29 protein-coding genes are annotated in these 25,469 nt (G+C 40.0%); 21 read left to right on the top strand and 8 right to left on the bottom strand.

Annotated elements, in window-relative coordinates; translation table 11 throughout:
- Nucleotides 1-10: 10 nt before the first annotated feature.
- Entirely contained in the window at nucleotides 11-649 is a 639-nt protein-coding gene (locus tag ACYX4O_RS12265) for a YczE/YyaS/YitT family protein (RefSeq protein WP_476351280.1), read from the bottom strand.
- Nucleotides 650-810: 161 nt separating this feature from the next.
- Here ACYX4O_RS12265 and ACYX4O_RS12260 point away from each other — a divergent pair, with 161 nt between their 5' ends.
- The 3 genes from ACYX4O_RS12260 to ACYX4O_RS12250 all read left to right on the top strand — a co-directional run bounded on the left by ACYX4O_RS12260 (nucleotide 811) and on the right by ACYX4O_RS12250 (nucleotide 3,881).
- On the top strand, nucleotides 811-1,251 hold the full coding sequence (locus ACYX4O_RS12260) for a hypothetical protein (RefSeq protein ID WP_476351278.1): 441 nt from the start codon (nucleotides 811-813) through the stop codon (nucleotides 1,249-1,251).
- A 241-nt stretch (nucleotides 1,252-1,492) separates the two neighbouring features.
- On the top strand, nucleotides 1,493-2,884 hold the full coding sequence (nhaC, locus tag ACYX4O_RS12255; RefSeq protein ID WP_476357115.1) for a Na+/H+ antiporter NhaC: 1,392 nt from the start codon (nucleotides 1,493-1,495) through the stop codon (nucleotides 2,882-2,884).
- Between the two features lie 88 nt (nucleotides 2,885-2,972).
- Nucleotides 2,973-3,881, top strand: a complete 909-nt coding sequence (locus ACYX4O_RS12250) for a cupin domain-containing protein (RefSeq protein WP_476351276.1) — start codon at nucleotides 2,973-2,975, stop codon at nucleotides 3,879-3,881.
- 92 nt (nucleotides 3,882-3,973) lie between these two features.
- Here the strand turns inward: ACYX4O_RS12250 and ACYX4O_RS12245 are convergent, their stop codons facing one another.
- On the bottom strand, nucleotides 3,974-5,161 hold the full coding sequence (locus ACYX4O_RS12245; protein ID WP_476351274.1) for a cytochrome P450 family protein: 1,188 nt from the start codon (nucleotides 5,159-5,161) through the stop codon (nucleotides 3,974-3,976).
- Nucleotides 5,162-5,258: 97 nt separating this feature from the next.
- On the opposite strand from ACYX4O_RS12245, the gene ACYX4O_RS12240 reads away from it, so the two are divergent.
- The 4 genes from ACYX4O_RS12240 (at nucleotide 5,259) to ACYX4O_RS12225 (ending at nucleotide 8,822) form a co-directional block, all read left to right on the top strand.
- Nucleotides 5,259-5,423 (top strand): hypothetical protein, encoded by a 165-nt coding sequence (locus tag ACYX4O_RS12240; protein WP_188653964.1) that lies wholly within the window; start codon nucleotides 5,259-5,261, stop codon nucleotides 5,421-5,423.
- 68 nt (nucleotides 5,424-5,491) lie between these two features.
- On the top strand, nucleotides 5,492-6,607 hold the full coding sequence (locus ACYX4O_RS12235) for an NAD(P)/FAD-dependent oxidoreductase (RefSeq protein WP_476351272.1): 1,116 nt from the start codon (nucleotides 5,492-5,494) through the stop codon (nucleotides 6,605-6,607).
- Between the two features lie 98 nt (nucleotides 6,608-6,705).
- Complete coding sequence (locus tag ACYX4O_RS12230) at nucleotides 6,706-6,876, top strand: hypothetical protein (protein ID WP_476351270.1); 171 nt, start codon at nucleotides 6,706-6,708, stop codon at nucleotides 6,874-6,876.
- Between the two features lie 191 nt (nucleotides 6,877-7,067).
- Nucleotides 7,068-8,822, top strand: a complete 1,755-nt coding sequence (locus ACYX4O_RS12225) for an ABC transporter ATP-binding protein (protein WP_476357113.1) — start codon at nucleotides 7,068-7,070, stop codon at nucleotides 8,820-8,822.
- Between the two features lie 135 nt (nucleotides 8,823-8,957).
- Here the strand turns inward: ACYX4O_RS12225 and rarD are convergent, their stop codons facing one another.
- A complete protein-coding gene (rarD, locus tag ACYX4O_RS12220) occupies nucleotides 8,958-9,854 on the bottom strand; it encodes an EamA family transporter RarD (protein WP_476357111.1) in 897 nt (298 codons plus the stop codon).
- Between the two features lie 106 nt (nucleotides 9,855-9,960).
- Here rarD and ACYX4O_RS12215 point away from each other — a divergent pair, with 106 nt between their 5' ends.
- Complete coding sequence (locus tag ACYX4O_RS12215) at nucleotides 9,961-10,482, top strand: hypothetical protein (RefSeq protein ID WP_476351268.1); 522 nt, start codon at nucleotides 9,961-9,963, stop codon at nucleotides 10,480-10,482.
- Between the two features lie 84 nt (nucleotides 10,483-10,566).
- Complete coding sequence (locus ACYX4O_RS12210) at nucleotides 10,567-10,692, top strand: hypothetical protein (RefSeq protein ID WP_476351266.1); 126 nt, start codon at nucleotides 10,567-10,569, stop codon at nucleotides 10,690-10,692.
- Between the two features lie 99 nt (nucleotides 10,693-10,791).
- Here ACYX4O_RS12210 and ACYX4O_RS12205 read toward each other — a convergent pair whose 3' ends face one another.
- A complete protein-coding gene (locus tag ACYX4O_RS12205) occupies nucleotides 10,792-11,214 on the bottom strand; it encodes a hypothetical protein (protein WP_476351264.1) in 423 nt (140 codons plus the stop codon).
- Nucleotides 11,215-11,413: 199 nt separating this feature from the next.
- Between ACYX4O_RS12205 and ACYX4O_RS12200 the strand changes: the two genes are divergently transcribed.
- The 3 genes from ACYX4O_RS12200 to ACYX4O_RS12190 all read left to right on the top strand — a co-directional run bounded on the left by ACYX4O_RS12200 (nucleotide 11,414) and on the right by ACYX4O_RS12190 (nucleotide 13,431).
- Entirely contained in the window at nucleotides 11,414-11,845 is a 432-nt protein-coding gene (locus tag ACYX4O_RS12200) for a BrxA/BrxB family bacilliredoxin (RefSeq protein WP_036785285.1), read from the top strand.
- Nucleotides 11,846-11,922: 77 nt separating this feature from the next.
- Nucleotides 11,923-12,873 (top strand): aromatic acid exporter family protein, encoded by a 951-nt coding sequence (locus tag ACYX4O_RS12195; protein ID WP_476351262.1) that lies wholly within the window; start codon nucleotides 11,923-11,925, stop codon nucleotides 12,871-12,873.
- Nucleotides 12,874-12,924: 51 nt separating this feature from the next.
- Nucleotides 12,925-13,431, top strand: coding sequence for a L,D-transpeptidase (locus ACYX4O_RS12190; protein ID WP_476351260.1), 507 nt, complete (start codon nucleotides 12,925-12,927; stop codon nucleotides 13,429-13,431).
- Nucleotides 13,432-13,482: 51 nt separating this feature from the next.
- Here the strand turns inward: ACYX4O_RS12190 and ACYX4O_RS12185 are convergent, their stop codons facing one another.
- Nucleotides 13,483-14,010 carry a hypothetical protein gene (locus tag ACYX4O_RS12185; RefSeq protein WP_476351258.1) on the bottom strand — a complete coding sequence of 176 codons (528 nt, stop codon included), beginning with the start codon at nucleotides 14,008-14,010 and terminating at the stop codon, nucleotides 13,483-13,485.
- Nucleotides 14,011-14,149: 139 nt separating this feature from the next.
- On the opposite strand from ACYX4O_RS12185, the gene ACYX4O_RS12180 reads away from it, so the two are divergent.
- The 6 genes from ACYX4O_RS12180 (at nucleotide 14,150) to ACYX4O_RS12155 (ending at nucleotide 18,908) form a co-directional block, all read left to right on the top strand.
- Complete coding sequence (locus ACYX4O_RS12180) at nucleotides 14,150-14,878, top strand: ZIP family metal transporter (protein ID WP_476351256.1); 729 nt, start codon at nucleotides 14,150-14,152, stop codon at nucleotides 14,876-14,878.
- Nucleotides 14,879-15,016: 138 nt separating this feature from the next.
- Entirely contained in the window at nucleotides 15,017-16,108 is a 1,092-nt protein-coding gene (gene eutH, locus ACYX4O_RS12175) for an ethanolamine utilization protein EutH (RefSeq protein ID WP_476351254.1), read from the top strand.
- Between the two features lie 122 nt (nucleotides 16,109-16,230).
- Entirely contained in the window at nucleotides 16,231-17,169 is a 939-nt protein-coding gene (locus ACYX4O_RS12170) for an exonuclease domain-containing protein (RefSeq protein ID WP_476351252.1), read from the top strand.
- A 57-nt stretch (nucleotides 17,170-17,226) separates the two neighbouring features.
- Nucleotides 17,227-17,601: a nuclear transport factor 2 family protein gene (locus tag ACYX4O_RS12165; RefSeq protein ID WP_476351251.1), complete on the top strand. Its 375-nt coding sequence runs from the start codon at nucleotides 17,227-17,229 to the stop codon at nucleotides 17,599-17,601.
- Nucleotides 17,602-17,843: 242 nt separating this feature from the next.
- Nucleotides 17,844-18,329: a PaaI family thioesterase gene (locus ACYX4O_RS12160; RefSeq protein WP_476351249.1), complete on the top strand. Its 486-nt coding sequence runs from the start codon at nucleotides 17,844-17,846 to the stop codon at nucleotides 18,327-18,329.
- 21 nt (nucleotides 18,330-18,350) lie between these two features.
- Nucleotides 18,351-18,908, top strand: coding sequence for a hypothetical protein (locus tag ACYX4O_RS12155; protein ID WP_476351247.1), 558 nt, complete (start codon nucleotides 18,351-18,353; stop codon nucleotides 18,906-18,908).
- A gap of 63 nt (nucleotides 18,909-18,971) precedes the next feature.
- On the opposite strand, the gene ACYX4O_RS12150 is transcribed toward ACYX4O_RS12155, so the two are convergent.
- Nucleotides 18,972-20,345, bottom strand: coding sequence for a hypothetical protein (locus ACYX4O_RS12150; protein ID WP_476351245.1), 1,374 nt, complete (start codon nucleotides 20,343-20,345; stop codon nucleotides 18,972-18,974).
- A gap of 204 nt (nucleotides 20,346-20,549) precedes the next feature.
- On the opposite strand from ACYX4O_RS12150, the gene ACYX4O_RS12145 reads away from it, so the two are divergent.
- Entirely contained in the window at nucleotides 20,550-20,756 is a 207-nt protein-coding gene (locus tag ACYX4O_RS12145) for a hypothetical protein (protein WP_476351243.1), read from the top strand.
- Between the two features lie 461 nt (nucleotides 20,757-21,217).
- Here the strand turns inward: ACYX4O_RS12145 and ACYX4O_RS12140 are convergent, their stop codons facing one another.
- Complete coding sequence (locus ACYX4O_RS12140; protein WP_476351241.1) at nucleotides 21,218-21,418, bottom strand: hypothetical protein; 201 nt, start codon at nucleotides 21,416-21,418, stop codon at nucleotides 21,218-21,220.
- Nucleotides 21,419-21,681: 263 nt separating this feature from the next.
- Between ACYX4O_RS12140 and ACYX4O_RS12135 the strand changes: the two genes are divergently transcribed.
- Both ACYX4O_RS12135 and ACYX4O_RS12130 read left to right on the top strand, forming a co-directional pair.
- Entirely contained in the window at nucleotides 21,682-22,194 is a 513-nt protein-coding gene (locus ACYX4O_RS12135) for a M15 family metallopeptidase (protein ID WP_476357109.1), read from the top strand.
- A gap of 150 nt (nucleotides 22,195-22,344) precedes the next feature.
- Nucleotides 22,345-23,670, top strand: a complete 1,326-nt coding sequence (locus ACYX4O_RS12130; protein WP_476351239.1) for a short-chain fatty acid transporter — start codon at nucleotides 22,345-22,347, stop codon at nucleotides 23,668-23,670.
- Nucleotides 23,671-23,817: 147 nt separating this feature from the next.
- Here ACYX4O_RS12130 and ACYX4O_RS12125 read toward each other — a convergent pair whose 3' ends face one another.
- Nucleotides 23,818-25,374, bottom strand: coding sequence for an ABC-F family ATP-binding cassette domain-containing protein (locus ACYX4O_RS12125; RefSeq protein WP_345239216.1), 1,557 nt, complete (start codon nucleotides 25,372-25,374; stop codon nucleotides 23,818-23,820).
- Nucleotides 25,375-25,469 lie beyond the last annotated feature (95 nt).

Below are 25,469 nucleotides of genomic sequence, written 5' to 3'. Positions count from 1 at the left end.
ACGCTTTTCTCTATAGTGCAAGTTCGTATCGTTTTTTATAGTGAGGATGAATTAAATAATAATAAGGATAAGCTTTACTGTACGTTAGCTGAATAATTGGACCTGCAAATAATACACCAGCAGCAGTACCTAGTCCAACAGGTCCCCCAATAAAGAAGGCTGAAGTCGAAGTAGTAAGTGCTACAAGAGTTTGACTAAGGCGTAAGCTTAGTTTAAATCTGCTTGCGATGGCTAGGAAGAGCTGGTCCACCGGAGCCCTTGGCAACGCAGGCAGGATATACATTCCGACTCCGACAGCGCTAAGTGTGATTCCGAGCATAAGTGCTCCAACTTGTATTAAGAATGGTGAATGAAGCAATGTGAAATCGTGAAAAACGATTTCGAGCCAAAAATCGAGAATTAAGCTTTCTAATACAAGCGGTATAATAGCACGGGGCTCAGGCGTTTGTTTCATAAGCCATCCGTTGGCAAAGATAAATAAGAACTGAAAGAGGGCATACCATATACCAACAGTGAATCCGAGTTGATCTGATAAGCCTACAAATAAAGCTGTCCAAAATCCAGCGCCTAAAGTGGCTTTAATAAGTAGGGCCACACCAAAAAAGTTAACCAACATCCCTAACAGATAAATACTCACGCGATATCCCATACTTGACCCTCGTCTTTCCTTTAGTATCAGGGCTCTTTTAACCTTGCGCTATTCTAGTATGCAGAAGAAGGTCGAGTCAATCAAAAAAGAAATGAAGATTTATAGATTTTGATAGAATTTTCTGATAAAATAACAAAAAGAACGAATTTGGGGGAGTTATCATGTTTCCGTATGGTTCAAGTGTAGCGTGGAAACGTAAAGGAAATAACGTGTTGTTCTACTATGCTGCTCTAGGTGTGGTAAGTTTGTTCCTGTTGCTTCTGTTCCAATCGGGCCTTACTTCAAGCGATAAACTTTTATTAGGGGGCACTTTAACTATTGGTGTCGTAAAAGCCCTTTACTATTATTCATTAAGGAAGAAGTCATACATCGAATTTCATGAAGATCGACTTGAAGTTGCGCAAATTCCTTTAATAAAAAGCAAACAAATAAATTACAATCAGATCCATAATGTGGTTATGATAAACAATGACATGCTGACGTTGAATATGGTGGATGGGTCAGAGGAGACGATCTATCGTGATAAATTAACAGATGTTTCTTTTAATCAAATAAAAGGAATTCTTGTAGACCAACTAGGGCCTAAATCTACTCATTTTTAGATTTATAGGAGTTCGTAACTTAATTGTTGCGCTCCTTTTTTATTTGTTTTCAACTTCTTTGTACCTCCCTTTATAAACGATTCTTACAGACCATCTCCTTTTCGCAAGGATGATGGTTTTTTAGGTGGTTCCTTTTCCTTATTTTGAAAATGGGTAGTTTAGCTAAAAGGAAAATGAGGGAAAGTTCAGAAATTGTATTCAATAGAAAGGAGTTGGTGGTTTGGAAAATGGGAAGAAAGATATGCCGATTTTCGTAGCGGTTTTGCCGTTGCTGATCATGATCGTAGGTATGGGGTGTACGATCATTAAGTATGAGGGGGCGCCTCATGTACCCTTATTGTTAGGAGCTTTTTCAGCTTCCATTATCGCATTACTTTATGGTTATTCGTGGGAAGCAATTGAAGATAGTTATTATAAAGGTATACATAAATCATTACCAGCCATCGTCATTTTGATATTAGTAGGCCTAATTATTGGTTCATGGATCGGTGGTGGAATAGTAGGAAGTTTGATATATTATGGCCTTAAACTAATATCACCTGGATTTTTCCTCGTCTCCATTATGCTTCTCTGTACAATCGTTGCCTTATCAATCGGAAGCTCCTGGTCAACGATGGCGACAGTGGGCGTTGCAGGTATGGGTATTGGAATTAGTATGGGAATCCCTGAGCCGATGACCGCTGGGGCTATTATTTCAGGGGCATACATGGGAGATAAGATGTCTCCATTATCAGATACGACTAACCTAGCTTCTGGTATCGCAGACGTGAACTTGTTCGAACACATTAAACATATGCTTTATACTACGATTCCAGCTTATCTAATTGCGTTTTGCATCTTTTTCTTTTTAGGAAGACAGTTCTCTGTTAGTGGCTTTGAGGAGGGACGGATACAGGAGATTATGACGAGCATAGAGAGTCATTTTTTTATATCTCCGTGGTTACTTCTTGTCCCTCTTGTCGTCATCATACTTGTTTTATTTAAAGTTCCTGCCTTGCCGGCTTTAAGTGTAGGGGTTATTCTAGGTTTTCTTTGTCAGATCGTGATTCAGGGAGACCAAGTGGGAACGGCTGTGACCACACTTTACGATGGTTTCTCATTAAAAACAGATAATGAAATGATTCGTGAACTGCTTAATAAAGGTGGATTAAGCAGCATGATGTATACGATCTCGCTTACTCTAGTAGCTATGATTTTTGGAGGGGTATTAGAAGGTATGGGAATGCTTGAGAGGATGATGGATGGCATTGTCAATTTAATACGCTCCGGCAGAGGGCTTATTCCGACGACAATTTTCACCTCATTCCTTACGAATGTATCGATGGCAGAGCAATACATCTCTATTATCATACCAGCTCGTATGTACGCAGAAGTGTATCCTAAGCATAACCTTCACCGTAAGAATTTATCTCGAGCCGTTGAGGATGGGGGGACAGTGACAAGTGTGCTTGTCCCTTGGAATACAGGAGGGGTTTTTGTAGCGGGGACGCTAGGTGTTCAAACACTTTCTTATGCACCTTACGCTTTCTTTAATATCATTACACCGATTTTGTCGATTATTTTTGCGATTATTGGTTTTAGCATTGTAAAGAATAAGGTTGAATCGAAGTCAGGTCAGTCGACTTCAATTTAGCGAAATAAGGACTATGCCTATTTAAGGGTTTAGTCCTTTTTTATGCGAATGTCGTACAAATTATGGGCACTTTGCATAGGATGGGGTGATGAATTTTTTGAAGGGGATGATGAATGTGTATTATGGTTCTCACATTGATCCATATCAAGATGATGCTTCATACGGCACAAATGAAATGATGCGGAGCAATCAGCGCGTAGCGGAAGCACTGTTAACAGGAATAAAAGGTGAGGCAACAGCGGTTGACTTCTATAATCGCTTAGCGCAAGCCGCGCCTAGCGAAACGGATTATATAAACATTGTTCAAGCGTTGAGGAAAGAGCAAGATCATTTAAACCGATTTACAGCCCTGTATACGGAGATTACGGGAAACCGTCCAACCTATCAAATTAATCGTATTTCGTTTAATACCTATGAAGAAGGTTTAAGTAAAGCCTATGACATTCAGGCTGAAAATTATGAGATGTATCGTGACCATTATGAGCAGTCACACCTTTCACCTGTTCACGATTTATTCTTAAGGGCTTGTAATGACGAGGTAGAAAATGCTGAACGCTTTCATGCACTATCATTTGATGAAGCACGAATGACGTTACAAGATTACGGTGGGGAGCCTTTTGTGATTGATATTAATAAGGCAACTCTTGAAAACGATACGTTCCGTACAGCTCTTTGGACGGGAGAACATTTTCAAGTTACGCTGATGAGTATTCAGCCAGGAAGCGACATTGGATTAGAAGTTCACCCTAATGTAGATCAATTCATTCGACTTGAGCAAGGTGAAGGTTTGGTACAGATGGGAGACACAAAAGACCAGCTTACGTTTGAACAAAAGGTTGGGGATGACTTTGCCATCATGGTACCAGCAGGGAAGTGGCACAACGTGAAAAATATCGGAGACATACCGATGAAGGTTTATGTTATTTATGCGCCACCTGAACATCCGTTTGGTACGGTGCATAAGACGAAGGCAGATGCAATAGAAGCAGAAGGGTAAATGGTAGGTGCAGTGACGTTTCACTGCACCATTTTCATTTGCAACACGAGAACACAAATGTCCATGCAATCTCTGAACTTTATTCTAAGTGCTTATAACGTTACGTTAAGCTGTACTAACCCCCTTAATAAAAATATCTTTCGCCATGATGGGGTTGTATGTGGCGCGAGCTCTAAGTTTGGAAAAGCGGTTAATAGATGTTGGATCGCAATTTTCCCTTCTAATCTGGCAAGAGGGGCACCGAGGCAAAAGTGAATCCCAAATCCAAAGGCTACATGCTGATTATTGGTTCTTGTTATGTCGAAGTTGCTGGCGTTTTCAAACTTTTGTTCATCCCTGTTTGCTGAACTTAAAGAAGCAACGATTACGTCTCCTCGTTTTAATGTCTTACCATGAAACTCACGATCAGCTTCTACCCAGCGAGCCGTTGAGAAGTCGACAGGACTATAGTACCGTAGCCCTTCTTCAATAGCGCTCTCAATCAAAGAGTGGTCTTCTTTTAATCGATTAAATTGATCAGGATGTTGTAAGAGTGCGTATAGCGTATTGGCAATCAAATTCACGGTTGTCTCATGACCGGCGATGATAAGAAGTACAACCATTGAATAGAGCTCATTACGACTTAACTGCTCCCCTTCTTCTTCGGCTTGGATGAGGTTCGATATGAGATCGTCTTTAGGTTCTGTTCGACGGTGTTCGAACAGATCATCTAAATAAGCAACAAAGTCTTTGACGTCTTGTGAGAATTGAGGGTTTTCCCCTTCGGAGGCAGATACAATCGTGTTCGACCACTTCCTGAACGAGTCACGGTCCTCCGGTGGAACGCCAAGAAGTTCACTAATGACGATGATCGGTAATGGGAAGGCAAATTCATCAATTAGATCGACTGGGCCCTGTTTATTTTTCATGTCTTCGATTAATTCTTTAGCAATTTCATCGATTCGCGGACTTAATTGAGAGATGGTCTTGGGATTAAAGTAAGGTGTGACAAGTTTCCGGAGGCGTGTGTGGTCAGGTGGGTCAAGGTCTAGCATCATATTGCTAAAAATAGTTTGTTCAACATTTTTCTCATCTTCATTTGGATACAATTTAGAGAAGTCTTTCAAGAAGCTCGGTGTCTTTAATAGTTCTTTCACATCACTAAAGCGTGTCACCATCCAGGTCCTCTGGTTATGTACTTCAGACATTTTAAAGATCGGGTTTTCTTGGCGAAGCTCTTCGTAAAACGGATAGGCGCCTTCTTTGAACTGGGATTGAAAAACTTTTTCTTTTGTACTCATATTATTCCTCCTCTTTCCTACAGTATAAAAGAGTGAGCATAATCTAACAAACATTATTTACCAACGTTATGTTAAGCTTTTAGTGGGGGTGATTACGATGGATGAGTCCTATTATGTAGGTTGGGGGACGCTTGCTTTAATTAATGCAGCACTTGCTCAAGGGAAGAATCGGACTGGGCTAAATTGGTTCTTATTGTCGTTGTTTACAGGTCCCATTGCGACGTTATTGCTTCTCTTTAGTGAAAAGCGAACAGAGGGCTAATTGAGTTGTGGTCTTAGATCTTGTACAATGACGAGAGTACATAAGACTGAGTAGGGATAGGTGTCATCATGAAAAAACATATCGTTATTGGAGGCGGCATCGTCGGGGCCTCCACAGCTTATCATCTGGCTAAAAGAGGTGAGCAGGTTACGCTTGTCGACAGGCAAGATCGTGGGCAAGCGACTGAAGCAGGGGCGGGTATTATTTGTCCTTGGTTAACAAATCGTTCAAATAAATCTTGGTACCAACTCGTTGAGAACGGAGCTGCTTATTATCCTGAGCTGATCGAAGCGCTAGAAAAAGACGGGGAGACAGAAACCGGATATAAACAGGTTGGTGCTATAAATATTTTTGATACTGAAGAGAAACTAGACCGTAAAATGGAAGTCGCCCTAAAGCGTAAAGAAACAACTCCTGAAATGGGGGAAGTTACAAGGCTGTCAGTTGCAGAGACACAAAAGATGTTCCCTGTACTATCAGAGGAGTACTGTGCTGTCCATATAAGTGGTGGTGCTCGCGTTAATGGGGGAGCCATTCGAGATGCTCTCCTGAGTGCGGCTGAGAAGAATGGTGCTGAACTTGTTTCCGGAGCTGCTTCTCTTATATATGAAGGAACTTCTGTAACCGGTGTTAAAGTAGACGAAGAAGTGTATGAAAGTGATCAAGTTTTGGTGACAGGTGGTGCGTGGGCTAAAGAGATTCTGAAACCATTAAGTCTACATTTTGAAGCCCGTCCTCAAAAAGCACAAATTATTCATTTGGATCTACCTAATAGGAATACCAATGAATGGCCTGTCGTTTTGCCACCATACAATCACTATATTTTAGCATTTGAAAACGGAAGGATTGTTGTTGGGGCTACTAAAGAAGATGAAGCAGGGTTTAATAGTGACGTCACAGCTGGTGGTGTCTCTGAGCTGTTGGATAAAGTTCTTCGTGTTGCTCCAGGGCTCTCAGAAAGTCATTATGTCCAGACTAAAGTCGGCTTTCGACCATTTACACCAGGTTCACGCCCTGTACTTGGTAAGGTATCTGGTGTAGGAGGGCTGTTTGTTGCAAATGGATTAGGAGCTTCTGGGTTAACTAGTGGTCCGTATTTTGGGATGGAACTTGCGAACATTGCGATGGGCAAGGATACAAAGATTAACCTGGATGATTTTGACCCGAGTATAGCCATTCAATAAGAATCCTCATTATGCGTTAATGTGGTCCTGATGTAGAAGGTAAGGTGAGTAGTGTGGAGGTAACATTATTATCAATATTTTCAGCTATCATCATTTTGATGACTGTTTATTCGATGGTAAGAGTATTCAAGATTGCTAAAAAACGAAGTGACATTACAAATAATCAATATAAAACATATGTAACCATTGCCATAGCTTCAGGACTGGTCATGGCTACCATACTGCCCTTTGGCTATCTCAAGCTAGTAGAAATGCTAGGACTTCAATAACCTCTCTAAAAACATCTAGCAGAATGGCTAGATGTTTCCTTATGTCACAGCACTTTAGCAGGATGAAGCGTGCCAGACACCTTTCTTTGCATTAAAGCGATGAAGGGTGTCTGGCACGCTTTAGGGCTTTAGTAAGATGATGTGTAGGTTGTTATGGTAAACTTAAGGTGAAGTTTGAATGAAGTGAGGCAATAGAGATGAGAGAAGATAATAAGAGACGAATAGGGTGGAAGGATTTTCTTCATTTGGTTCGTGGGACAAACCCTTCGAAGGGTCGTATGGTTGTTGCGGTTGCATTTAGTATACTTTCTACGATTGTTGGGCTCATCATCCCACTCCTTACGAAAGGGTTCATTGATGATTTCACACTTGAGTCCTTCAAATGGGTATATGTAGCAGGGTTATTTGTGATTTTTCTTTTACAAGCGATTGCAAGTGGCGTATCAATCTATCTGTTAAATTATGTAGGTCAGCAAATTGTTGCAAGCCTGCGCACGAAAGTGTGGGATAAACATATTAAGCTTCCAGTCTCCTTTTATGATCAGACAAAGACTGGAGAAATGATATCTCGCATTATAAATGATACAAGTATTGTAAAGAACTTAATTACTGAGCATGTAACAAACTTTTTCACTGGATTAATATCAATCATTGGTTCAATCGTTATCCTCCTTTATCTCGACTGGAAGATGACAATCGTAATGTTAATAGCGGTTCCTTTAGCTGTTGGGATCATTTTGCCTCTTGGTCGGAAGATGTATAAGATCTCTAGAAGTTTGCAAGATGAGACAGCTACGTTTACATCCACAACAAGCCAGACACTTTCTGAGATCCGTCTTGTGAAGGCCTCTAATGCTGAAGAAAGAGAATTTAACAAAGGACAAAAGGGGATTCTCCACTTATTTCAGTACGGGGTGAAAGAAGCAAAAATTCAAGCAGTTATTGGTCCATTAATGACCCTTGTGATGATGGCTATGCTTGTTATTGTGTTAGGATACGGAGGCTTCCGCGTTTCTTCAGGTGCCCTTACTGCAGGTGACCTTGTCGCCTTTATCTTATATTTGTTCCAAATTGTGGTTCCTTTGAGTCAGTTTACGAACTTCTTCACTCAATTTCAGAAAGCTATTGGAGCTACTGAACGAATCGTTGATATCCTTTCTCGAGATGAAGAGCCACTTGTGGAAGGCATAAGTTTAGGAGCAGGGAAAGCTCCGATTACGCTTAATGAGGTTCAATTTGCATACGATCCTTCAGAGCTTGTTCTAAAGGACGTTTCGTTTACCGTTTCTCCAAATGCTGTCACAGCAGTAGTAGGTCCAAGTGGGAGCGGAAAGACTACGTTATTCTCTTTATTTGAACGGTTCTACTCTCCTACTAAGGGTGAAATTATGTATAACGACACTCCGATTGACTCGCTTTCACTAAGAGAATGGAGAAGTCAGATCGGGTACGTTTCACAAGAGAGTCCGATTATAGCTGGTACCATTCGAGAAAACATTATGTATGGACTAGACCAACAACCTACTGAGGAAGAGATCCGCAAGGCTGCACGCATGGCTTATGCAGATGAATTTATATCCTCATTCCCGGCTGGGTACGATACGGAAGTAGGGGAACGGGGGATTAAGCTTTCTGGTGGTCAACGGCAGCGGATAGGCATTGCTCGTGCGTTAATACGCGATCCACGCATTCTGTTATTAGATGAAGCCACCTCTAGTTTGGACAGTAAAGCAGAAATGGTTGTTCAAAAAGCACTCGATAATCTGATGAAAGACAGGACGACGATCGTAATCGCTCATAGATTATCGACCGTTGTAAATGCTGATCAAATTGTGTTTCTAGATCAAGGGAAAGTAACGGGGATCGGTAGTCATGAAGAGCTTTACCAATACCATACAACTTACCAACAATTCGCTGATCAACAACTTAAAATGAAGCAAGGATAAGCAGGTAGGCTACGCACCTACCTGCTTTTTTATATGATTGTTAACTTCAATCTTTATTACTGTGCAGTACAACAGCGTGCCAGACACGCTTCTGCGCTTTAGTGAAGTGCAGGGTGTCTGACACGCTGGAGTGCTTTACTGCGCTAAGGTGCGGGGGCGTTTGAGTCTTGTGATCGTATAGACGGCCAATCCGGACCAGATGAATGAAAAAGCGATCATATGTACATGAGTGAAGGGTTCATTGTATAAGAAGACACCAATAATTAGCATAATGGTTGGAGCAAAGTACTGGAGAAAGCCAACCAAGGATAAAGGAATACGCTTTGCTCCGCTTGAGAACAGAAGGAGTGGGATTGCAGTTACGATTCCTGCCCCAAATACATAGATAGAAGTCATAGAAATCCATTCTACTTCTCCAAAGCTTCCGGCTTGTTGGCGGAATAAATATAGCAACGCAATAGGAGTGACCAATAATGTCTCGATCGTCAATCCAAACACAGCTCCTACGTTCACCATCTTCTTTAATAAACCATAGGATCCAAAACTAAACGCAAGTAATAGAGCAATCCAAGGGAAGGACCCGAAGTTCCACGTCATATAGGTTACACCGATTGCTGCAAGAAGAATGGCAAGCCATTGAGCTTTATTAAACGATTCTTTCAATACAAGCATTCCTAAGAATATGCTCACGAGTGGATTAATATAATAGCCTAGACTAGCTTCTACTACGTGATCTGTGTTTACAGCCCAAATATAGGTAACCCAATTAATACTAATTGTGATGGAAGCAAGACTGATGCCAATAAGCTGCTTTTTATTCGTGAAGATGCGTTTAACTTCCTGTTTAAATGGTTTGTTTTTCCGAAGTATAACGATGACTCCAAACATAAAGAGACACGACCAGATAATACGATGGGCCAAAATTTCGAAAGCCGGCATTTCTTGAATCAATTTCCAGTAAATCGGCAAAATTCCCCACAGGACATAAGCGCTAGCTGTATAAAGTATTCCCAGTTTGCTTTCTGTTTGCATGTCAGATGTGTCCTTTCTTATTAGAATCACCTCATCCATTATAATTCTGAAGGATAAACATCGCTACTGATATGTTTGATGGTTAATAGGGAAAGGAGAAATCGGAATGAAACCCTTTAAAGCACATCTATCTGAAAAAGATGTTGTAGCTCTTGCTTATTTAGTCGGTCAGCGACTCGATTCCATTATTGCAACTTCAACGAGTCTCCATGTTCAAAACGAAGCCTTGGATGAATACGATTCAATCCTTATTGAAGTAAATCATCAATACATTTCGATTCATAATACAAGACTTGAATCGGAAGGGTTTGTTAGGTATTGGGATGTAACTAAGCTGCATCCGTCTGAATTAAACCGCGAAGAAGAGGATGAAGACAATATTCTGTATCATATTTCTGTTGATCAGCTTTTTGTCACAGAGATCAGAGGCATCTCCATTTTTGCAAAGGAAGTAGAAACAGATGAGATAACCTTAATGGTGGATGAAATGATCGTATTTGATCTAGAGGATGGACGAGAGGTTGGATTAGTAGCCAGGAAAGAGCAATCAGGTGTTGGGATTTTGTTTGAGAGAGAATCCATTAATAAGATCGCCCAATCTTGTATTGAACGTTGTCGGTGCGGATAAAAACAGTTCTTGTGTTTACTTTTGGAAATAAGACGGGTATAGACAATTGGAGTCAACAAAAGAACTTCTAAGGAGGTATGTACAATGGCTAACAACAATAACGATCAAGGTAAAAGTGGCGAGAACCGAACAGAGGAACAAAATAAAGAGTACGGCCGCCAGGGGAAATACGCTAAAGGGAACAAGAAGAACTCAAGTGATGATGAATAGTATGTACACAATAAAAAGACTGGCCTAGAAGTCTGAAAGGGACTTCCTATGGCCAGTCTTTTTTATGTAACTGAGATTAGCGCTTCTATCACTTGGCTATTATTCCACCTCTTCGAAAAAATCTCCTTCTTCTGGAGTTTCGTCTTTAGGAGCTAGTACTCCAACTTGGGCAATCCCGTCTTCTTTAACGAGATAATTGTAAAACCAATCTGGTTCTTCTTCGAAGGCGACGGTGATGAGTGAAGACGAATTGTCACCTTGTTGTTGTGGTTTTAAATGATATGTTGCATCTGGGAATTTGTCGTTTAAATAGGTAGTTAATCGATCAACGCCGGGCTCTCCCTCTAATGCTTCTGCTTTCTTAAATCCATCCGGAATAGTGGAAGGGGGTGTTGATGTGTAGGTTGTATAGGCGAAAAAAATAGCTAAACAAGCGCCTATAGCCAATAAAATTTTATTCCTCTTAATGCCACCAATCACTATGAGAATAATAGCAATTGGAGCGACAAATAGATAAGCCATTGATGTTCCTCCTCCAAATGAGAATCTGCTTAGTTTTTCCAAGTGTTCATTTTGTAATATAGGGGTTGAGGGGATCTGCGTCAATAGGAATATTTAGGGAAGTCTCGTTAGAATTTTGCGAGTAATTTCGTTGAAAGCCCTAGAAAATCTTGATATGATGGGCTTAGTAGATCACTCTACAAAAAGGAGATATGCACATATGGACTTTAATATTTTCATGCAAGACGCTGTTGGTCAGGCTCGTAATGAAATTGAATCGGTTGGTTACGAACAGCTGACAACACCTGAAGAAGTAGACGAAGCATTACAGCGAAAAGGAACGACACTCGTTATGATTAATTCTGTATGTGGTTGTGCTGGTGGTGTAGCACGCCCAGCTGCGGCCCACTCTGTTCATTACGATAAACGTCCAGATCACTTGGTGACGGTTTTTGCTGGCCAAGATCGTGAAGCTACCAATCGCGCTCGTGAATATTTCGAAGGCTTCCCTCCTTCTTCACCATCTTTCGCGTTCTTAAAAGACGGTAAGATTGTGACGATGGTAGAACGCCACGACATTGAAGGATTTGATCCAATCCAGGTCGTAAATAAACTACAAGCAATCTTTGACGAACATTGTGAAGAAATTTAAGTGAGAAGATGGTCATACTTGGCCATCTTTTTACTCATCTAAATGGATATGTTACCGAAATTAAAGGAGATTAAGACGTGAAGATTGGATATCGAACGATTAAAACCGCTGTAGGAACCCCTATAGCGATTTGGATTGCTCAAATCCTAGCCTTAACGAATTTCGCTTCGGCTGGAATCCTTACCATACTTTGTATACAAAATACGAGAAAACGCTCTATTATGAGTGCGTCATCCAGGTTTGCAGCTTGTTTATTGGCAATGGCCTTTTCCTACGCTGTATTTGAAACAATAGGCTATCATCCTCTTGCAATTGGAATCATGCTAATCTTATTTATTCCAGCAACGGTAAAATTAAAAGTAAAAGAGGGAATCGTAACAAGCTCTGTTATTATTCTGCACTTATATGGTTCAAACAATATTGGCTTTGAAACCCTTATTAATGAATTTTTACTGATTGTTGTTGGTATAGGTGTAGCCCTAATTCTTAACTTGTACATGCCTAGTCTTGAAAGCAATTTAAAAGAGAAACAAAAACAAATCGAGGATAATTTTAGTATTATTCTAAAAGAAATCGCTGAATTCTTAAGAACCGGTGACCAAAAATGGTCTGGTCAAGAGTTAACGGAAACGGCTCTTATGCTTGAAGACGCAAAGAGCTTGGCTTATCGAGATGTAGAGAACCATCTGCTTCGCAATCACCATGAATATTATCACTACTTTCAGATGCGACAGAAGCAATTTGAATTGCTCGAGCGCATGTTGCCCCATATCAGTCGTGTTAACCATACTTATCAGCAGTCGATGATCATGGCTGAATTTTTTGATGAGCTATCAGACAGCGTTCACCCGGGGAATACAGCAGTTCTATTTTTGAAGCAAATTAAAGAAATGAAAGAAGGCTTTAAAAAGGGAGAACTCCCTCAAACGCGAGAAGAGTTTGAAGAGCGAGCAAGTTTATTTAATCTATTAAATGAAATCGAACAATATTTAATTATCAAGCGATCGTTTAAAAAGAGTGATATTTAGTAACTTTAGCGGGCAAGCTACCACTAAAACCATACCGAACAGGAGGTTGTTGTGGTGAAAAGCTTGCTCGTTTTTATTTTGCTCGTTTCTCCAATTTGGCCGATTGGGGAAAATCCCTCAAGAGGCTACCCGTTTGTCATTGTAAATAAAACAACAAATGAATTAGCTTTTATGGATGATGGCAAAATACAAGGTGTCTACCCGGTTGCCACTGGGAAAACTTCAGATCTAACCCCAGAAGGACTTCATACGATTACAGTAAAAGCAAAAAATCCCTATTATCGAAAATTGAACATTCCAGGTGGGGATCCGAAGAATCCACTTGGAACTCGTTGGATTGGATTCGATGCTAAAGATACGGATGGTCGAATTTACGGGGTCCATGGTACCAACAGACCTGATTCAATTGGAAAATATATATCAAACGGCTGCATTAGAATGAATAATAAAGATGTAGAAGCCCTTTATGAAAAGATTCCGATTGGTACTAAAATTCTTGTCACCTCTACGAAAAAATCATTTCAGCAGCTAGGTAAAGAGTACAAAGCTATTGATTAAAGTATATGAAAAAGAGCTCAGAACAGTCTCTGAGCTCTTTTCTGTAGAGATTTACTTTGTGTTAACAGCTTTTGTAAAGGTATCGAGATCATTGTGTGTGATTCTTGTAATAGCACCGTCCTCATTAAAGTTGATTCTTCCTGATAGTTCAACGGTTTCATCCCCTGCCTCAGCTGTAGTGATTTGTACGCTAGCGGTATACGTATAGGCATCATCCACGGACTCTACTGGTTCTATTGTTAAATCCTCCACATTCATCTTTCCATCGATTCCTTGAACCTTACTGTGAAATAAGGTAATCGCACGATTGGCTATAGCATCATCATAATAGCTTTCAGAGAAATAGGACTTAAACTCTTCGTCATAATAAGTCTCGATATCACTAGGTGATTGTTGTATATTCTCATAATTCTCTGCTAGTTCTTCGCTTGGGCCAGAGAACATCTTCTTGACCACAATTTCAGCTGTTTCCCGGTCTCCTTCTTTCTCTTCTGAATTCACAGAAGAACACCCAACCGCAAGGAATAAGGCTCCACATATCGCGATTAACTTCCAAAGCATGTTGCTATTCCTATTCATTAAAAACCCTCCAAATTCTTTGTTACTCTTATATACGTTTTAGCTGAAGTGAGGTTTCAGAATATTCCATAAAAATGTAAAAACAGTGCATTCATGAACCTAATCTCGTCCTCATAGAGTAGTGGGAGGGGGAATTTCAATGGGAGTAGAAATGATTAGTATGCTAGTAGCTTCTTTATGTACAGTGCTTGGTGCTTTGCCAGTATTGCTCATAAAAAACCTTTCTCATAAAGGGCGTGATGTGCTTCTTGCCTACACCGCTGGCGTGATGGTGGCAGCATCAACGTATGGTCTTATTCCTTCAGCTTTAAAACTATCGAATGTGCCTGTCTTAATAACAGGAATTTTAGTTGGAACTGTGGTGCTGATGCTCCTAGAAATTCTTTTACCTCATCAGGACTTAGAACATGAAGTGGAAAAAGTGTCACGTTCTTCTATTTTATTGTTTATTATCGCGATGTCTCTTCATAATGTTCCAGAAGGGTTATCAGTAGGCATTAGCTTTGCCAGTGACTATAGAGATTTAGGATCAATCGTAGCCTTTGTCATTGGACTGCAAAATATGCCTGAGGGGTTTCTGGTAGCATTATTTTTATTACTACAAAAGGTTCATCGACTAAAACTGATGATACTTGTTAGTGTGACAGCTCTTGTGGAATTACTAGCGGCAATGGTAGGGATGTGGTTTGGGCAATTTTTTAGCAATATTATTCCATATGGACTTGCCTTTTCAGCGGGGGCGATGCTTTTTATTGTCTATAAGGAATTGATACCTGAAAGTCACGGTGATGGGAATGAACGGGTAGCTACTTTGTCGTTTATTTTTGGGTTTATTAGTATGATTTTTTTGACGGATATAATGAGGTGAGGGAGTTCTTCTAAAGTAGAGGAACTTCTTTTATTTATACTGTGAAGAAAAATAGTTCCCATCTTTACATTTAATGTTAACATGAGGTTGGTGAATCAGTCGCTAATACATAGTTGAATCTTCAAAGGAGGAAGGCGGTTGTGGCTTAACGATCTAATATTAACAGTCATGTGCTTATTTATGGTGCTCGGGGCACTAGATTATTACGTACTGAATCATAAATTATATTTAGGTTGGCGATTCTATGAAGCTTTTATGATGATGGGACCACTCGCCCTTTCTATGGTGGGCATCATTTCATTGGCTCCTGTTCTTGCAAAGTGGCTCGCTCCGATTGTTGTTCCGCTATTTGAATGGTTCGGAGCAGACCCATCCATGTTTGCTTCCATGCTTCTTGCTATTGATATGGGGGCATATTCGCTCGCTACATCTCTTGCTGCTACAGAAGAAGCAGCTATCTTCTCCTGGTCCTTATTAGGTACGATGATGGGACCGACGCTTGTTTTTACCATTCCCATCGCTTTAACTGTTATCCAAAAAAATGATCGCCCCTTTTTTGCGAAGGGGATCTTAATTGGAATGATGACTATTCCTCTTGGAGTTTTTACAGGAGGGTTTATCGCAGGGTATGAACCATTGTGGATGGTACAAAACCTTGTTCCTTCTATTTTACTTGCTGGAATGATTGCGATTGGTTTATGGCTTTTCACGAGTGCTACCATTCGTTTCTTCGCTATATTTGGAAAAGGTGTAGAGCTTATTGTAATTACAGGATTAGCAGCGATTATTATTGAAACATTAACAGGATTTACTGTCATTCCGGGGATGGCCCCTTTAAATGAAGGGATAACAATTGTTGGGCGTATTACTGTTACTCTTGCAGGAGCTTATCCACTCGTCGCTTTTTTAAATCGAATAGGAGAGAAGCTATTTACAAGGCTTGGGGCACGCATTGGGCTGAATGCGACCGCGATGACTGGGCTTATGGCCTCCTTGGCTCATCACTTACCGATGCTAGGTACGATGAAAGATATGAATGACAGGGGGAAAGTTGTTAACGCGGCTTTCGCCGTCAGCGGAGCGTTTGTTATTGGAAGCCATCTCGCTTTTGTAGCAGGCGTAGAGAAGGATATGATGATTCCTGTCATGATTGGCAAAGCCTCCGCTGGTGTTCTGGCTGTTGTGATTGCTTTAGTCATGACTAGGAATATGAAGGACTCTAATGGATGAATCTTTTTCATTCTACTCCAAGACGGGCTCTTTGTAGGAGAGCATACCAAAACAAGACAATAGACGAAAAGGGGCTATACCCTCTATTATAGAAAGAAATAGACTAGAATAGGTGGGGAAAGATGAATTTTATAGCGCTTGATTTTGAAACAGCTAATTCTTCTAGGTCTAGTGTTTGTTCAATTGGTCTCGTAGAATATGAAAATGGTCAGCCCAAACAAGAATACTATTCATTAGTAAAGCCAAAGCGGAACTATTTTGCTCCAATTAATATATCCGTTCACGGGATTACGAAAGAAGATGTGGAAGAGGCATATGAGTTTGACACGCTGTGGCACGAAGACATTCAGCCTTTCCTTGAAGGTAAGTTTCTTCTTGCTCATAACGCTCAATTTGATATGGGGGTCTTGAGAGCGGTGTTGGATGAATATAACATTCCTTACCCAATGATTGCTTACAATTGTACGATGAATATATCGAAGAAGACGTGGTCATTCCCTAGGTATAATTTAAAAGAGCTATCGCATCATTTAAATATAGATTTGAATCACCACCATGCTCTTGATGACGCTCGGGCAGCTGCGCAGATCTTCTTAGAAGCAGGGAAACATCTTGATGCAAGTGATGAGAAAGAAGTAGTAGAAAAAAGCCAAACCATTAACGGGATGATGTTTGATGCATCTTATGAGCCTGCGCGTCTAAATCGGAAGAAACGTCCAAGTAAGGGAGGTCAAAGAGCAGAAGCTAAACAGTATATGGCAGCAACTCGTGATTTCAACACGTCTCATCCGTTTTATAATGCTACGTTTGTCTTCACTGGTAGACTGAAAGCACTCAAACGAGACGAAGCTATTCAGCGTGTCGTTGATCTTGGTGGTAACTGGGAATCTTCTGTCCAATCCACAACCAATTATGTTGTAGTAGGCAACCAAGCTTACGAGAATTATTTACAAGGTAAGAAAAGCAGTAAATTAGAGCGTGTAGAAACACTAATTGCTCAAGGACACTCCGTTGAAGTTCTTTCTGAGGATGAATTTATTCGTCAACTTGAAACTGCTTAAGAGGAAAATGCTCTAGGGATGACCTTGAGCATTTTTTTATCAATAAGGGGGCCTATTATGGAATATTTGTACAATCACCTAAAAGAGTTAGAAGAGACGTTACTCCAACCAGAAACTAGAAAATCACTAGAATCTTTGCAACGCTTATTAGCACCTTCTTTTTTTGAAGTTGGTAGTAGTGGTGAAGTTTTATATAAGGAAGGTATAACGCCAGAGAATATTGGGGTTGTGGACATGACCTTATTTGATTTCGAAATTCATCCTCTTTCTGAAGAGGTGGTGCTGACGACATTTACTATTGATAATCTCTTAAAGCAGCAACGCTCATTGAGAAGTTCGATTTGGAAACGTATGAATGGAAATTGGATGATGGTCTACCACCAGGGGACAATTGCTAAGGAAACCTATAAAGAAAACCGGAGAGAACTATGAAAAAACCCTCACCATTTCAAAAGAGAATGCTCGTGTTTAAGATCATTATAGTGGTTGCATTTGTAATTCTGCTTCTTTTTCTAGTTCGAACGATGTTTATCTATTAATGAGTGATGGTTGTCCTTCGTTAAATCACTTTACTATTGATCAAGGAAACCGGAAACACTGTCTATACATTGTAAAATAGAGCGATTTCATATTATGATAAGTAGGAAATGAATGGGAGAGGGAGGAGTGTTCTCATGAGTGCAGATGTAAAGTTTGCGATACAGGATGTGTATCCAGATGATTTTTCCTGGTGTTACGGTTGTGGGCGATTAAATGAGAAGGGACACCAGTTTCGGACTGGATGGGACGGGGACAAAACCATTACAATCTATACGCCAAAGGCTGAACACACAGCAATACCTGGGTTTGTGTACGGAGGTTTATTAGCATCTCTTATTGACTGCCATGGTACTGGGTCTGCTTCCTTAGCGTTACATAGGAAAAATGGCTATATGCCAGAGGATGGGGTAGAGGCACCTAGGTTTGTAACCGCATCCCTGCAAGTGAATTTCACAAAGCCAACACCACAAGGACAACCTTTAAAGGCAATTGGTACAATTGAGGAGATCCATCCTAAGAAATATAAGATACATATAGAAGTCTTCTCAAGGGAGATTTGCTGCGCTTCTGGTGAAGTGGTAGCGGTTAAAATGCCAGAGTCATTTGGTCAATCATCATAGAGGGACAAAAGGAGAGGTAATATGAAACAAATTGTAGCCATATTGCTCAGCATGGTTGCAATCGTTGTGTTTACAACGGTTTATTTTTATTCATCTACTGAAGGGATACGAGAAGAGATTTTTCAAGAGGATGGATATACGTTGGAGCTAGAGGACCCTACTGTCATAGCTGATGTAGACATTCAAAAAGAGTGGATGAACGAGGAGAAAACAGACGTTGATGAAAAAGTTCTGAAAAAGGGCAGTTCTACTGTTATTTTGGAAAGCGTAAGTATTGACTCAGAAAGCAACTACACGCTAACGCTTGATATTCGTCAAAGTTTCTCGAATGAAGAGAAGGGCGGTTTCCTGACTAGCTTCAATAGAGGTGTTGGAGTGGTAACCTTTAAGCCGAAAGAGAAGGTTGCATTTTATACCTCAAACGGGGAACAAATCAGCATAGATCAGGTCATGGTAGATGAAAGGTCAGGACCTAATGAACGCTATATGGTAACGTTAAATCGGGACTACCTAGTTGATGTAGAAGATTACATTAGAATGGAATTGGATTATCAATATTATACGTATAGACAAGAATAACTAGCTCAAGAGCTAGTTATTCTTGTAGATTCATACATTGAGGATTGCTCTGCCTCATTATGGTTAAAGCTCGACGTTTCTTGCTTCCTTAAAAACAATCGAAATAGGAAGGTTGTTCAAGGAAATCTGAACGTAATCTTCGTTTCTTACTTCAGGAGAAGGGATCGAAAGGCTTAATTTTTCTATTTCAACGAAAGAGTGTGATTCTCTTCCACTGTAAAGGATGGTAGTATCAGATTCTGGAGCTGTGGAAGCAGTTGGCTGAAATTTAGAGCGATCCACTCTGAAGCTAACTGTGCGAAATGGTTCCTCTAACCCGTTTGTCAGCTCTTTTCTAAGTCTGATCGTTAAGTTTGAAGAATCATATCGGATTGATTCGAGACTCACTTCTGCCTGATCGAAGACTTCAATGGTTTCTTCAGGTTGTTCTTCATAGGTATCTTTCTCTTCTAAATCATTGGGAAGTCTGGTCGTGTCCATTTTGAAAGTTATGGATTGATCACTTTCAAAGCCAACCGTTTGCAACGTAAATTTCATCTCTTTTGGCAATGACTGGACTACTTGATGCCCTTTGATAATATAATCGTTATCAATTTCTTGTGTTTGTTTATTTTCTACGAACCAGCCAGAAAATTGTAGCCTTTCTCCTTGGTTCGTTGTTGCAGAAACATGCATATTTTTGGGGAGTTCATCTTTAGGATGTGTAATGGTTACACCGAGTTCTGTTTCAAAAGTACCAAAATTAATAGAATTAAAACTAATGGTGTAATCTTTGTATGAGAACGTCTCATTAATCCTTTTGCTTTTAATCACATCTTCTTGAGCTTTGAAAGAAACGGAGAGGTCTATCTCCTCAACTTGCCCGTCTACGTTAATCATAGGGGAGCCTTTAATGGTCAATGCATTTCCTTCAAGAGGAACGTTACTGTCGACGCTTAATGGTACAAATGAATAGAATTTGTTGCCTAGTTGGATGCCATGTTTACCCTCTATGTCTGAAGCCATTGCTAGAAGCGGGATGGACTCGTCATTAACCTTTGCTATGAAAGATGGATTATGTACGTTAGGTATATAAAGCTGGGGTACTGGCATCTCTTCTTTATTATTTATTGAAGACTTCCCAATTGAAGCGACATCCCTGTGGTAGAACAAGTAAATCGTTCTTCCATTATACCAAGCTTCATCTATTGTAACTTCCGCTTGAACGCCAGGTAATTCGTACGTTTGATTGATTTCCTCTATAAGTGATAATTCATCTGCTCGCTCTAATGCAGAGACGTTTCGGTAAAAGTATTGTTTTACATCACTCATTGACGAAGCCATTTTGACTTGGGGCAGGTCAATTTTTTCTACCTCTACAGGAGAGTCAAAAACAGAATATAGTCCAATCCCAATTAACACTAGTAGACCTATTCCCATCATTAATCTATTTCTCATCAATGTAACTCCTTTATTTATGTATTACCAGTATCGTATCAAATTCACGAATAGTTGTGGGTGAAATTGGAAAGTTTTGTGGAATGATACGAAAAGGAGTGGGAGATGTGGTAAATTTAGTAATAAGGAAAAGGGAGTAGAGATCAGTTTGTGTATAATCAAAATTGTGTTTATGATTACGGCATGACTTAAGGGGGACGATAAATGAAAAAATCTTGGTTGCTTATCTTATTTATCACATTCATTACATTATCAGCTTGTAGTTCAACAGAGACTTATACATATTGGACTGACAAGACCGATGAGCAAATTCAGCGATTAAATAAGGCGAATATTAGGTATAAAATAAGAAATGGTGAGATTTGGGTAAGTGAAGGGGATATGGATAAAGTAGTTGCATGTTGCTCTTGAGGAGATGTATTTAATAGGGGGTTTAAATTGGAAAAGCGAGCCAGGTCGTCACCTGACTCGCTTTGTTATCGTACTTAGGAAAAAATGATTTTACTCATTTATCTTGCTTGCTTATTTGCAAGGTACGTGTTTGATTAGATGTTCAAACACTGCCGCGGTTTATAAATTCTACAAGGTAGTTTTTCAACTTAAACGACGCAATCCCTACCTCTATTGCATCCTCACAGCTCCGAAGCTGATCCAGTGTGATTAAGTCGTATTAAAACATAGCAGAATGCCAGTCTCATACACATCACTCTTTCAATTTCCGATATAGTTACCTTTTAGCGAAGGCACAATAATTAATTATAGTATCTTACTTGTGAAAAGTCAATATGTTTTATACTGCTACAATAACTACCTTTAGAAAAGGAACTAATAATTAGAATACCCTGACCTTAATAATTATAAACATGCAAATATTATTCTTGAAAATCTTCACTGTAGTGCTCTTCTGTAGAGGAGTCATTTTTCGACTTGGTTTTCTTTCGTTCTTCTACTTGTTCTTGACGTTGATCTTCTGTTGGGACGCCGTCAATTAATCCTTCTTTTTCTTTTTTCTCCTTAAAGCTTTGATCGTCTTCTGTTAGCTTTCGATTCTGTTGATTTTTTTTATTAGCCATGTTTAACCCTCCGATTTAATACTTTAGGGATATATTTCCTCTTATGTAACTGAGTTAAACAAAAAGAGCACATCAATAGAAGTAATCTTATGTTTCGTAGAACTTCTGTGTGATATTGTAAGGATATAAAGAAAGTTACACGGAGAGGAATGCAGAAGCAATTGAGAATACTAGCGAATTTTGTAGCTTTTCTAATACTGATTTTGGGGACAGGCGCTTTACTTTTGTGGTTAATTGCTAATACAGACTCTTCAGGGAATTCAATGGGAGTATTTCAACCTTTAGAAAAGAAAGACGTCCCTCTGCCTACTGAACTGCACCCAGAAGTTGAAGAAGCTAAGAATGAGTTAATTAATAGAGCTAAGGATAAAGGAATTACTGTAGTCATTACAGATGGTCATCGTTCTATTGAAAGGCAAAATGAGCTTTATGAACAAGGACGATCCAATGAAGGTTCTGTCGTTACGAATGCAGATGGAGGAGAATCGTATCATAATTACGGCCTTGCTATTGATTTTGCATTAAAAACGAACCGTGGGGACGTGGTATGGGACACAACGCGTGATGGAAATGGAAATGGAAAGGCTGATTGGATGGAAGTCGTATCCATTGCTAAAGATCTTGGGTTTGAATGGGGTGGAGATTGGAGTTCCTTTAAAGACTACCCTCACCTCCAAATGGACTTCGGACTTTCTATTCGGGAATTGCAATATGGAAAGAGACCAAACATAGAGAAAGATAATAACAAAGCTGCTTCAGAGAGCGAATCCTCATAAGTAGAGATTCGCTCTTTTCTTATGTATAAATTGTCCTACTCTTTTATATATTTTGTAATAATCAAAAAATTCTTTGAATTATGCCGTTTGTTTTGATAATTTAGTATGTGGGGTATTTTGAAAGCGCTTTATTAAATGGGAGGATGACGTATGAAACGAGCTATTCATTTATCAAATCGGCTAATGCAACGATATTTACCAGATCCATTTGTTTTTGTCATTATACTTACACTTGTTGTATTCTTGCTCGGAATGGGGGTTACCGGCAGCACACCTGTTGCTATGGTCCAATACTGGGGTGAAGGATTTTGGAACTTATTATCCTTTTCTATGCAAATGGTGTTAGTTCTTGTAACGGGATTTGTGTTAGCAAGTAGTCCATTCTTTAAAAGAATGCTTAGTGCACTCGCTTCTAAACCAAAATCACCTGGGCAAGCGATCGTGTTTGTCACACTGGTATCATTACTCGCAAGCTGGGTGAACTGGGGGTTTGGACTTGTTATTGGAGCGTTATTTGCGAAAGAGCTAGCTAAACAAGTGGGCGATGTTGATTATCGTTTACTAATTGCTAGTGCTTATTCAGGTTTTATCGTATGGCACGGTGGGTTAGCTGGTTCTATCCCGTTAACAATTGCGACACCAGACCATTTCTCGCAAGATATCATAGGTGTTATTTCGACTAATGAAACCATTTTTTCAGTATTTAACTTAGTAATTGTCGCATCATTATTTATTGTATTACCTATTCTGAACCATAGAATGATGCCATCTAAAGATGAAAGGGTCTTGATTGATCGATCCATTTTAGAGGAAGGTCGTGATTATCAAGCTGCTTCTGTGGAAAAGAGTGAGCTTACACCAGCTGATCGGTTAGAAAACAGCAAAATTCTAGCCATGATTACAGGTGTGCTTGGTATTGCCTTTTTAATTTATTATTTTGTGAGTAATGGATTTCAGCTTAACTTAAATATTGTCAACTTCGGGTTCTTATTCCTTGGTATTCTGTTTCATGGAACACCGAAAGCATTTATTGAATCTGTCAAAGAAGCGGTAAGTGGGGCAAGCGGGATTATTATTCAGTTCCCGTTTTACGCTGGAATTATGGGGATGATGGTGGCATCAGGCTTTGCACAAGAGATGTCTTCGTGGTTTGTAAACATATCAAATGAGTTTACTTTTCCGTTTTTCGCGTTCATTAGCGCTGGAATCGTAAACTTCTTCGTCCCTTCAGGGGGAGGACAGTGGGCAGTGCAAGCACCGATTATGCTTGAAGCTGCAAAAGAATTAGGCGTTTCGATTCCGAAAACAGCCATGGCCGTCGCCTGGGGGGATGCATGGACAAATATGATTCAACCATTCTGGGCTTTGCCAGCCTTAGCAATCGCTGGCTTAAAAGCTAAAGACATCATGGGCTTTTGCCTAATCGTACTGATCGTAAGCGGCATATTCATCTCAATAGGCTTACTACTCCTCTAAAGATCTTTACCACAATAAAGAGATGAAGGGTGTCTGGCACGCGGTCTTGCTGTACAGTAGTAAAGGGTGCCAGACACGCATTAGTGCTGTGAAGTGATGAAGTGAGGTCTTTAAACAAAAACAGGCCCTTATTTGGGGCCTGTTTTTTTAGAATACTTTTGTTGTCCAGTCTTCACAGTTCCACACGTCAGTTACGATATCCTGGTAAAAGTCTGGTTCGTGAGAGATGATTAAGACGCTTCCTTTATAATCTTTTAACGCTCGTTTTAGTTCTGCTTTCGCATCCACGTCAAGGTGGTTGGTCGGTTCGTCGAGAACAAGAAGGTTAGTTTCTTTGTTAATTAGCTTACATAGACGAACTTTGGCTTTCTCGCCACCACTTAACACTTTCACCTTACTTTCAATGTGCTTTTGCGTTAAGCCACATTTTGCAAGGGAGGAACGAACTTCATATTGGGTGAGGTGACGAAACTCTTCCCAGATTTCTTCTATACAAGTATTATTACTTTCTTCCTTCAACTCTTGTTCAAAGTACCCAATATGGAGGTGATCACCAAGCTCAACAGAACCTGAGACAGGCTTAATTTCTCCTAAGATACTTTTAAGCAAGGTTGTTTTACCAATCCCGTTCGCACCTGAAAGGGCAATTTTCTGATTACGTTCCATCTCTAAGTTCAATGGTCTTGAAAGAGGCTCATCATACCCAATGACAAGATCCTTCGTTTCAAATAAATATTTGCCTGGTGTACGGGCTTGTTTAAAATTGAAACTTGGTTTTGGCTTTTCAGAATCCAGTTCAATAACGTCCATTTTATCAAGCTTCTTCTGACGAGACATCGCCATTTTACTCGTAGCAGCATTTGCCTTGTTACGTGCCACGAAATCTTTTAAGTTGGCAATTTCTTTTTGCTGCTTCTTGTAGGCAGCCTCAACTTGTTGCTTTTTCATTTCATACACACGTAAGAATTCATCATAATCCCCAGGGTACCGGGTAAGCTCTTGGTTTTCCATATGATAAATTAAGTTCACAACGCTATTTAAGAATGGGATATCGTGTGAGATTAAGATAAAGGCGTTCTCGTAATTTTGAAGGAACGTACGCAACCACTCAATGTGTTCTACGTCCAAGTAGTTTGTTGGTTCGTCGAGTAGCAGGATATCTGGTTTTTCAAGAAGTAGCTTAGCGAGTAGTACCTTAGTACGCTGTCCACCACTTAAATCGTTCACATCTCGTTCTAAGCCAATATCATCCAGGCCAAGACCGTTTGCGACTTCTTCTACTTTGGCATCAATGGTGTAGAAGTCATTGTTTGTTAATTCATCTTGCATTCGACCCGTCTCTTCAAGAAGCTGTTCAAGTTCCTCTGGCTCTACCTCACCCATTTTGGCAAATAAACCATTCATTTCTGTTTCAATATCAAATAAATATTGGAACGCTGTTCGTAAGACATCACGAATCGACATACCTTGTGCTAAGTCTGCGTGTTGATCTAAATACCCAACCCGCACTCGCTTTGACCAGGTGACTTTACCGGCGTCAGGCTCTAGTTTGCCTGTAATAATATTCATAAAAGTAGACTTACCTTCACCGTTGGCTCCGATAAGTCCAATGTGTTCTCCTTTTAATAAACGAAAAGAAACGTCTTCAAAGATCGCACGATCTCCGAAGCCGTGACTTAAGTTCTTTACTGTGAGTAAGCTCATGTTTTACACACCTTTTCCTTCGATAAGTTCATGCTTGTCTATTATAAAGGTCATTTCCTATTTCCGATAGTAGGAGCGAGCAAAATTTAATAGAA

It is taken from the genome of Pontibacillus sp. ABV4_188, from assembly GCF_056311905.1.
Note: the sequence above shows the minus strand (reverse complement) of the source record. Positions and strands in the feature narration are given on the sequence as shown.

Coding starts and splice junctions, on each gene's coding strand:
- ACYX4O_RS12160 (WP_476351249.1), top strand. CDS start 17,844: ATGAGTGCAGATGTAAAGTTTGCGATACAGGATGTGTATCCAGATGAT.
- ACYX4O_RS12210 (WP_476351266.1), top strand. CDS start 10,567: ATGGCTAACAACAATAACGATCAAGGTAAAAGTGGCGAGAACCGAACA.
- ACYX4O_RS12125 (WP_345239216.1), bottom strand. CDS start 25,374: ATGAGCTTACTCACAGTAAAGAACTTAAGTCACGGCTTCGGAGATCGT.
- ACYX4O_RS12130 (WP_476351239.1), top strand. CDS start 22,345: ATGAAACGAGCTATTCATTTATCAAATCGGCTAATGCAACGATATTTA.
- ACYX4O_RS12165 (WP_476351251.1), top strand. CDS start 17,227: ATGGAATATTTGTACAATCACCTAAAAGAGTTAGAAGAGACGTTACTC.
- ACYX4O_RS12185 (WP_476351258.1), bottom strand. CDS start 14,010: ATGAATAGGAATAGCAACATGCTTTGGAAGTTAATCGCGATATGTGGA.
- ACYX4O_RS12250 (WP_476351276.1), top strand. CDS start 2,973: ATGAATTTTTTGAAGGGGATGATGAATGTGTATTATGGTTCTCACATT.
- ACYX4O_RS12230 (WP_476351270.1), top strand. CDS start 6,706: ATGACTGTTTATTCGATGGTAAGAGTATTCAAGATTGCTAAAAAACGA.
- ACYX4O_RS12265 (WP_476351280.1), bottom strand. CDS start 649: ATGGGATATCGCGTGAGTATTTATCTGTTAGGGATGTTGGTTAACTTT.
- ACYX4O_RS12150 (WP_476351245.1), bottom strand. CDS start 20,345: ATGAGAAATAGATTAATGATGGGAATAGGTCTACTAGTGTTAATTGGG.
- ACYX4O_RS12215 (WP_476351268.1), top strand. CDS start 9,961: ATGAAACCCTTTAAAGCACATCTATCTGAAAAAGATGTTGTAGCTCTT.
- nhaC (WP_476357115.1), top strand. CDS start 1,493: ATGCCGATTTTCGTAGCGGTTTTGCCGTTGCTGATCATGATCGTAGGT.
- ACYX4O_RS12205 (WP_476351264.1), bottom strand. CDS start 11,214: ATGGCTTATCTATTTGTCGCTCCAATTGCTATTATTCTCATAGTGATT.
- ACYX4O_RS12245 (WP_476351274.1), bottom strand. CDS start 5,161: ATGAGTACAAAAGAAAAAGTTTTTCAATCCCAGTTCAAAGAAGGCGCC.
- ACYX4O_RS12140 (WP_476351241.1), bottom strand. CDS start 21,418: ATGGCTAATAAAAAAAATCAACAGAATCGAAAGCTAACAGAAGACGAT.
- rarD (WP_476357111.1), bottom strand. CDS start 9,854: ATGCAAACAGAAAGCAAACTGGGAATACTTTATACAGCTAGCGCTTAT.
- ACYX4O_RS12135 (WP_476357109.1), top strand. CDS start 21,682: ATGGGAGTATTTCAACCTTTAGAAAAGAAAGACGTCCCTCTGCCTACT.
- ACYX4O_RS12180 (WP_476351256.1), top strand. CDS start 14,150: ATGGGAGTAGAAATGATTAGTATGCTAGTAGCTTCTTTATGTACAGTG.
- ACYX4O_RS12200 (WP_036785285.1), top strand. CDS start 11,414: ATGGACTTTAATATTTTCATGCAAGACGCTGTTGGTCAGGCTCGTAAT.
- ACYX4O_RS12260 (WP_476351278.1), top strand. CDS start 811: ATGTTTCCGTATGGTTCAAGTGTAGCGTGGAAACGTAAAGGAAATAAC.
- ACYX4O_RS12170 (WP_476351252.1), top strand. CDS start 16,231: ATGAATTTTATAGCGCTTGATTTTGAAACAGCTAATTCTTCTAGGTCT.
- ACYX4O_RS12145 (WP_476351243.1), top strand. CDS start 20,550: ATGAAAAAATCTTGGTTGCTTATCTTATTTATCACATTCATTACATTA.
- ACYX4O_RS12235 (WP_476351272.1), top strand. CDS start 5,492: ATGAAAAAACATATCGTTATTGGAGGCGGCATCGTCGGGGCCTCCACA.
- ACYX4O_RS12155 (WP_476351247.1), top strand. CDS start 18,351: ATGAAACAAATTGTAGCCATATTGCTCAGCATGGTTGCAATCGTTGTG.
- ACYX4O_RS12240 (WP_188653964.1), top strand. CDS start 5,259: ATGGATGAGTCCTATTATGTAGGTTGGGGGACGCTTGCTTTAATTAAT.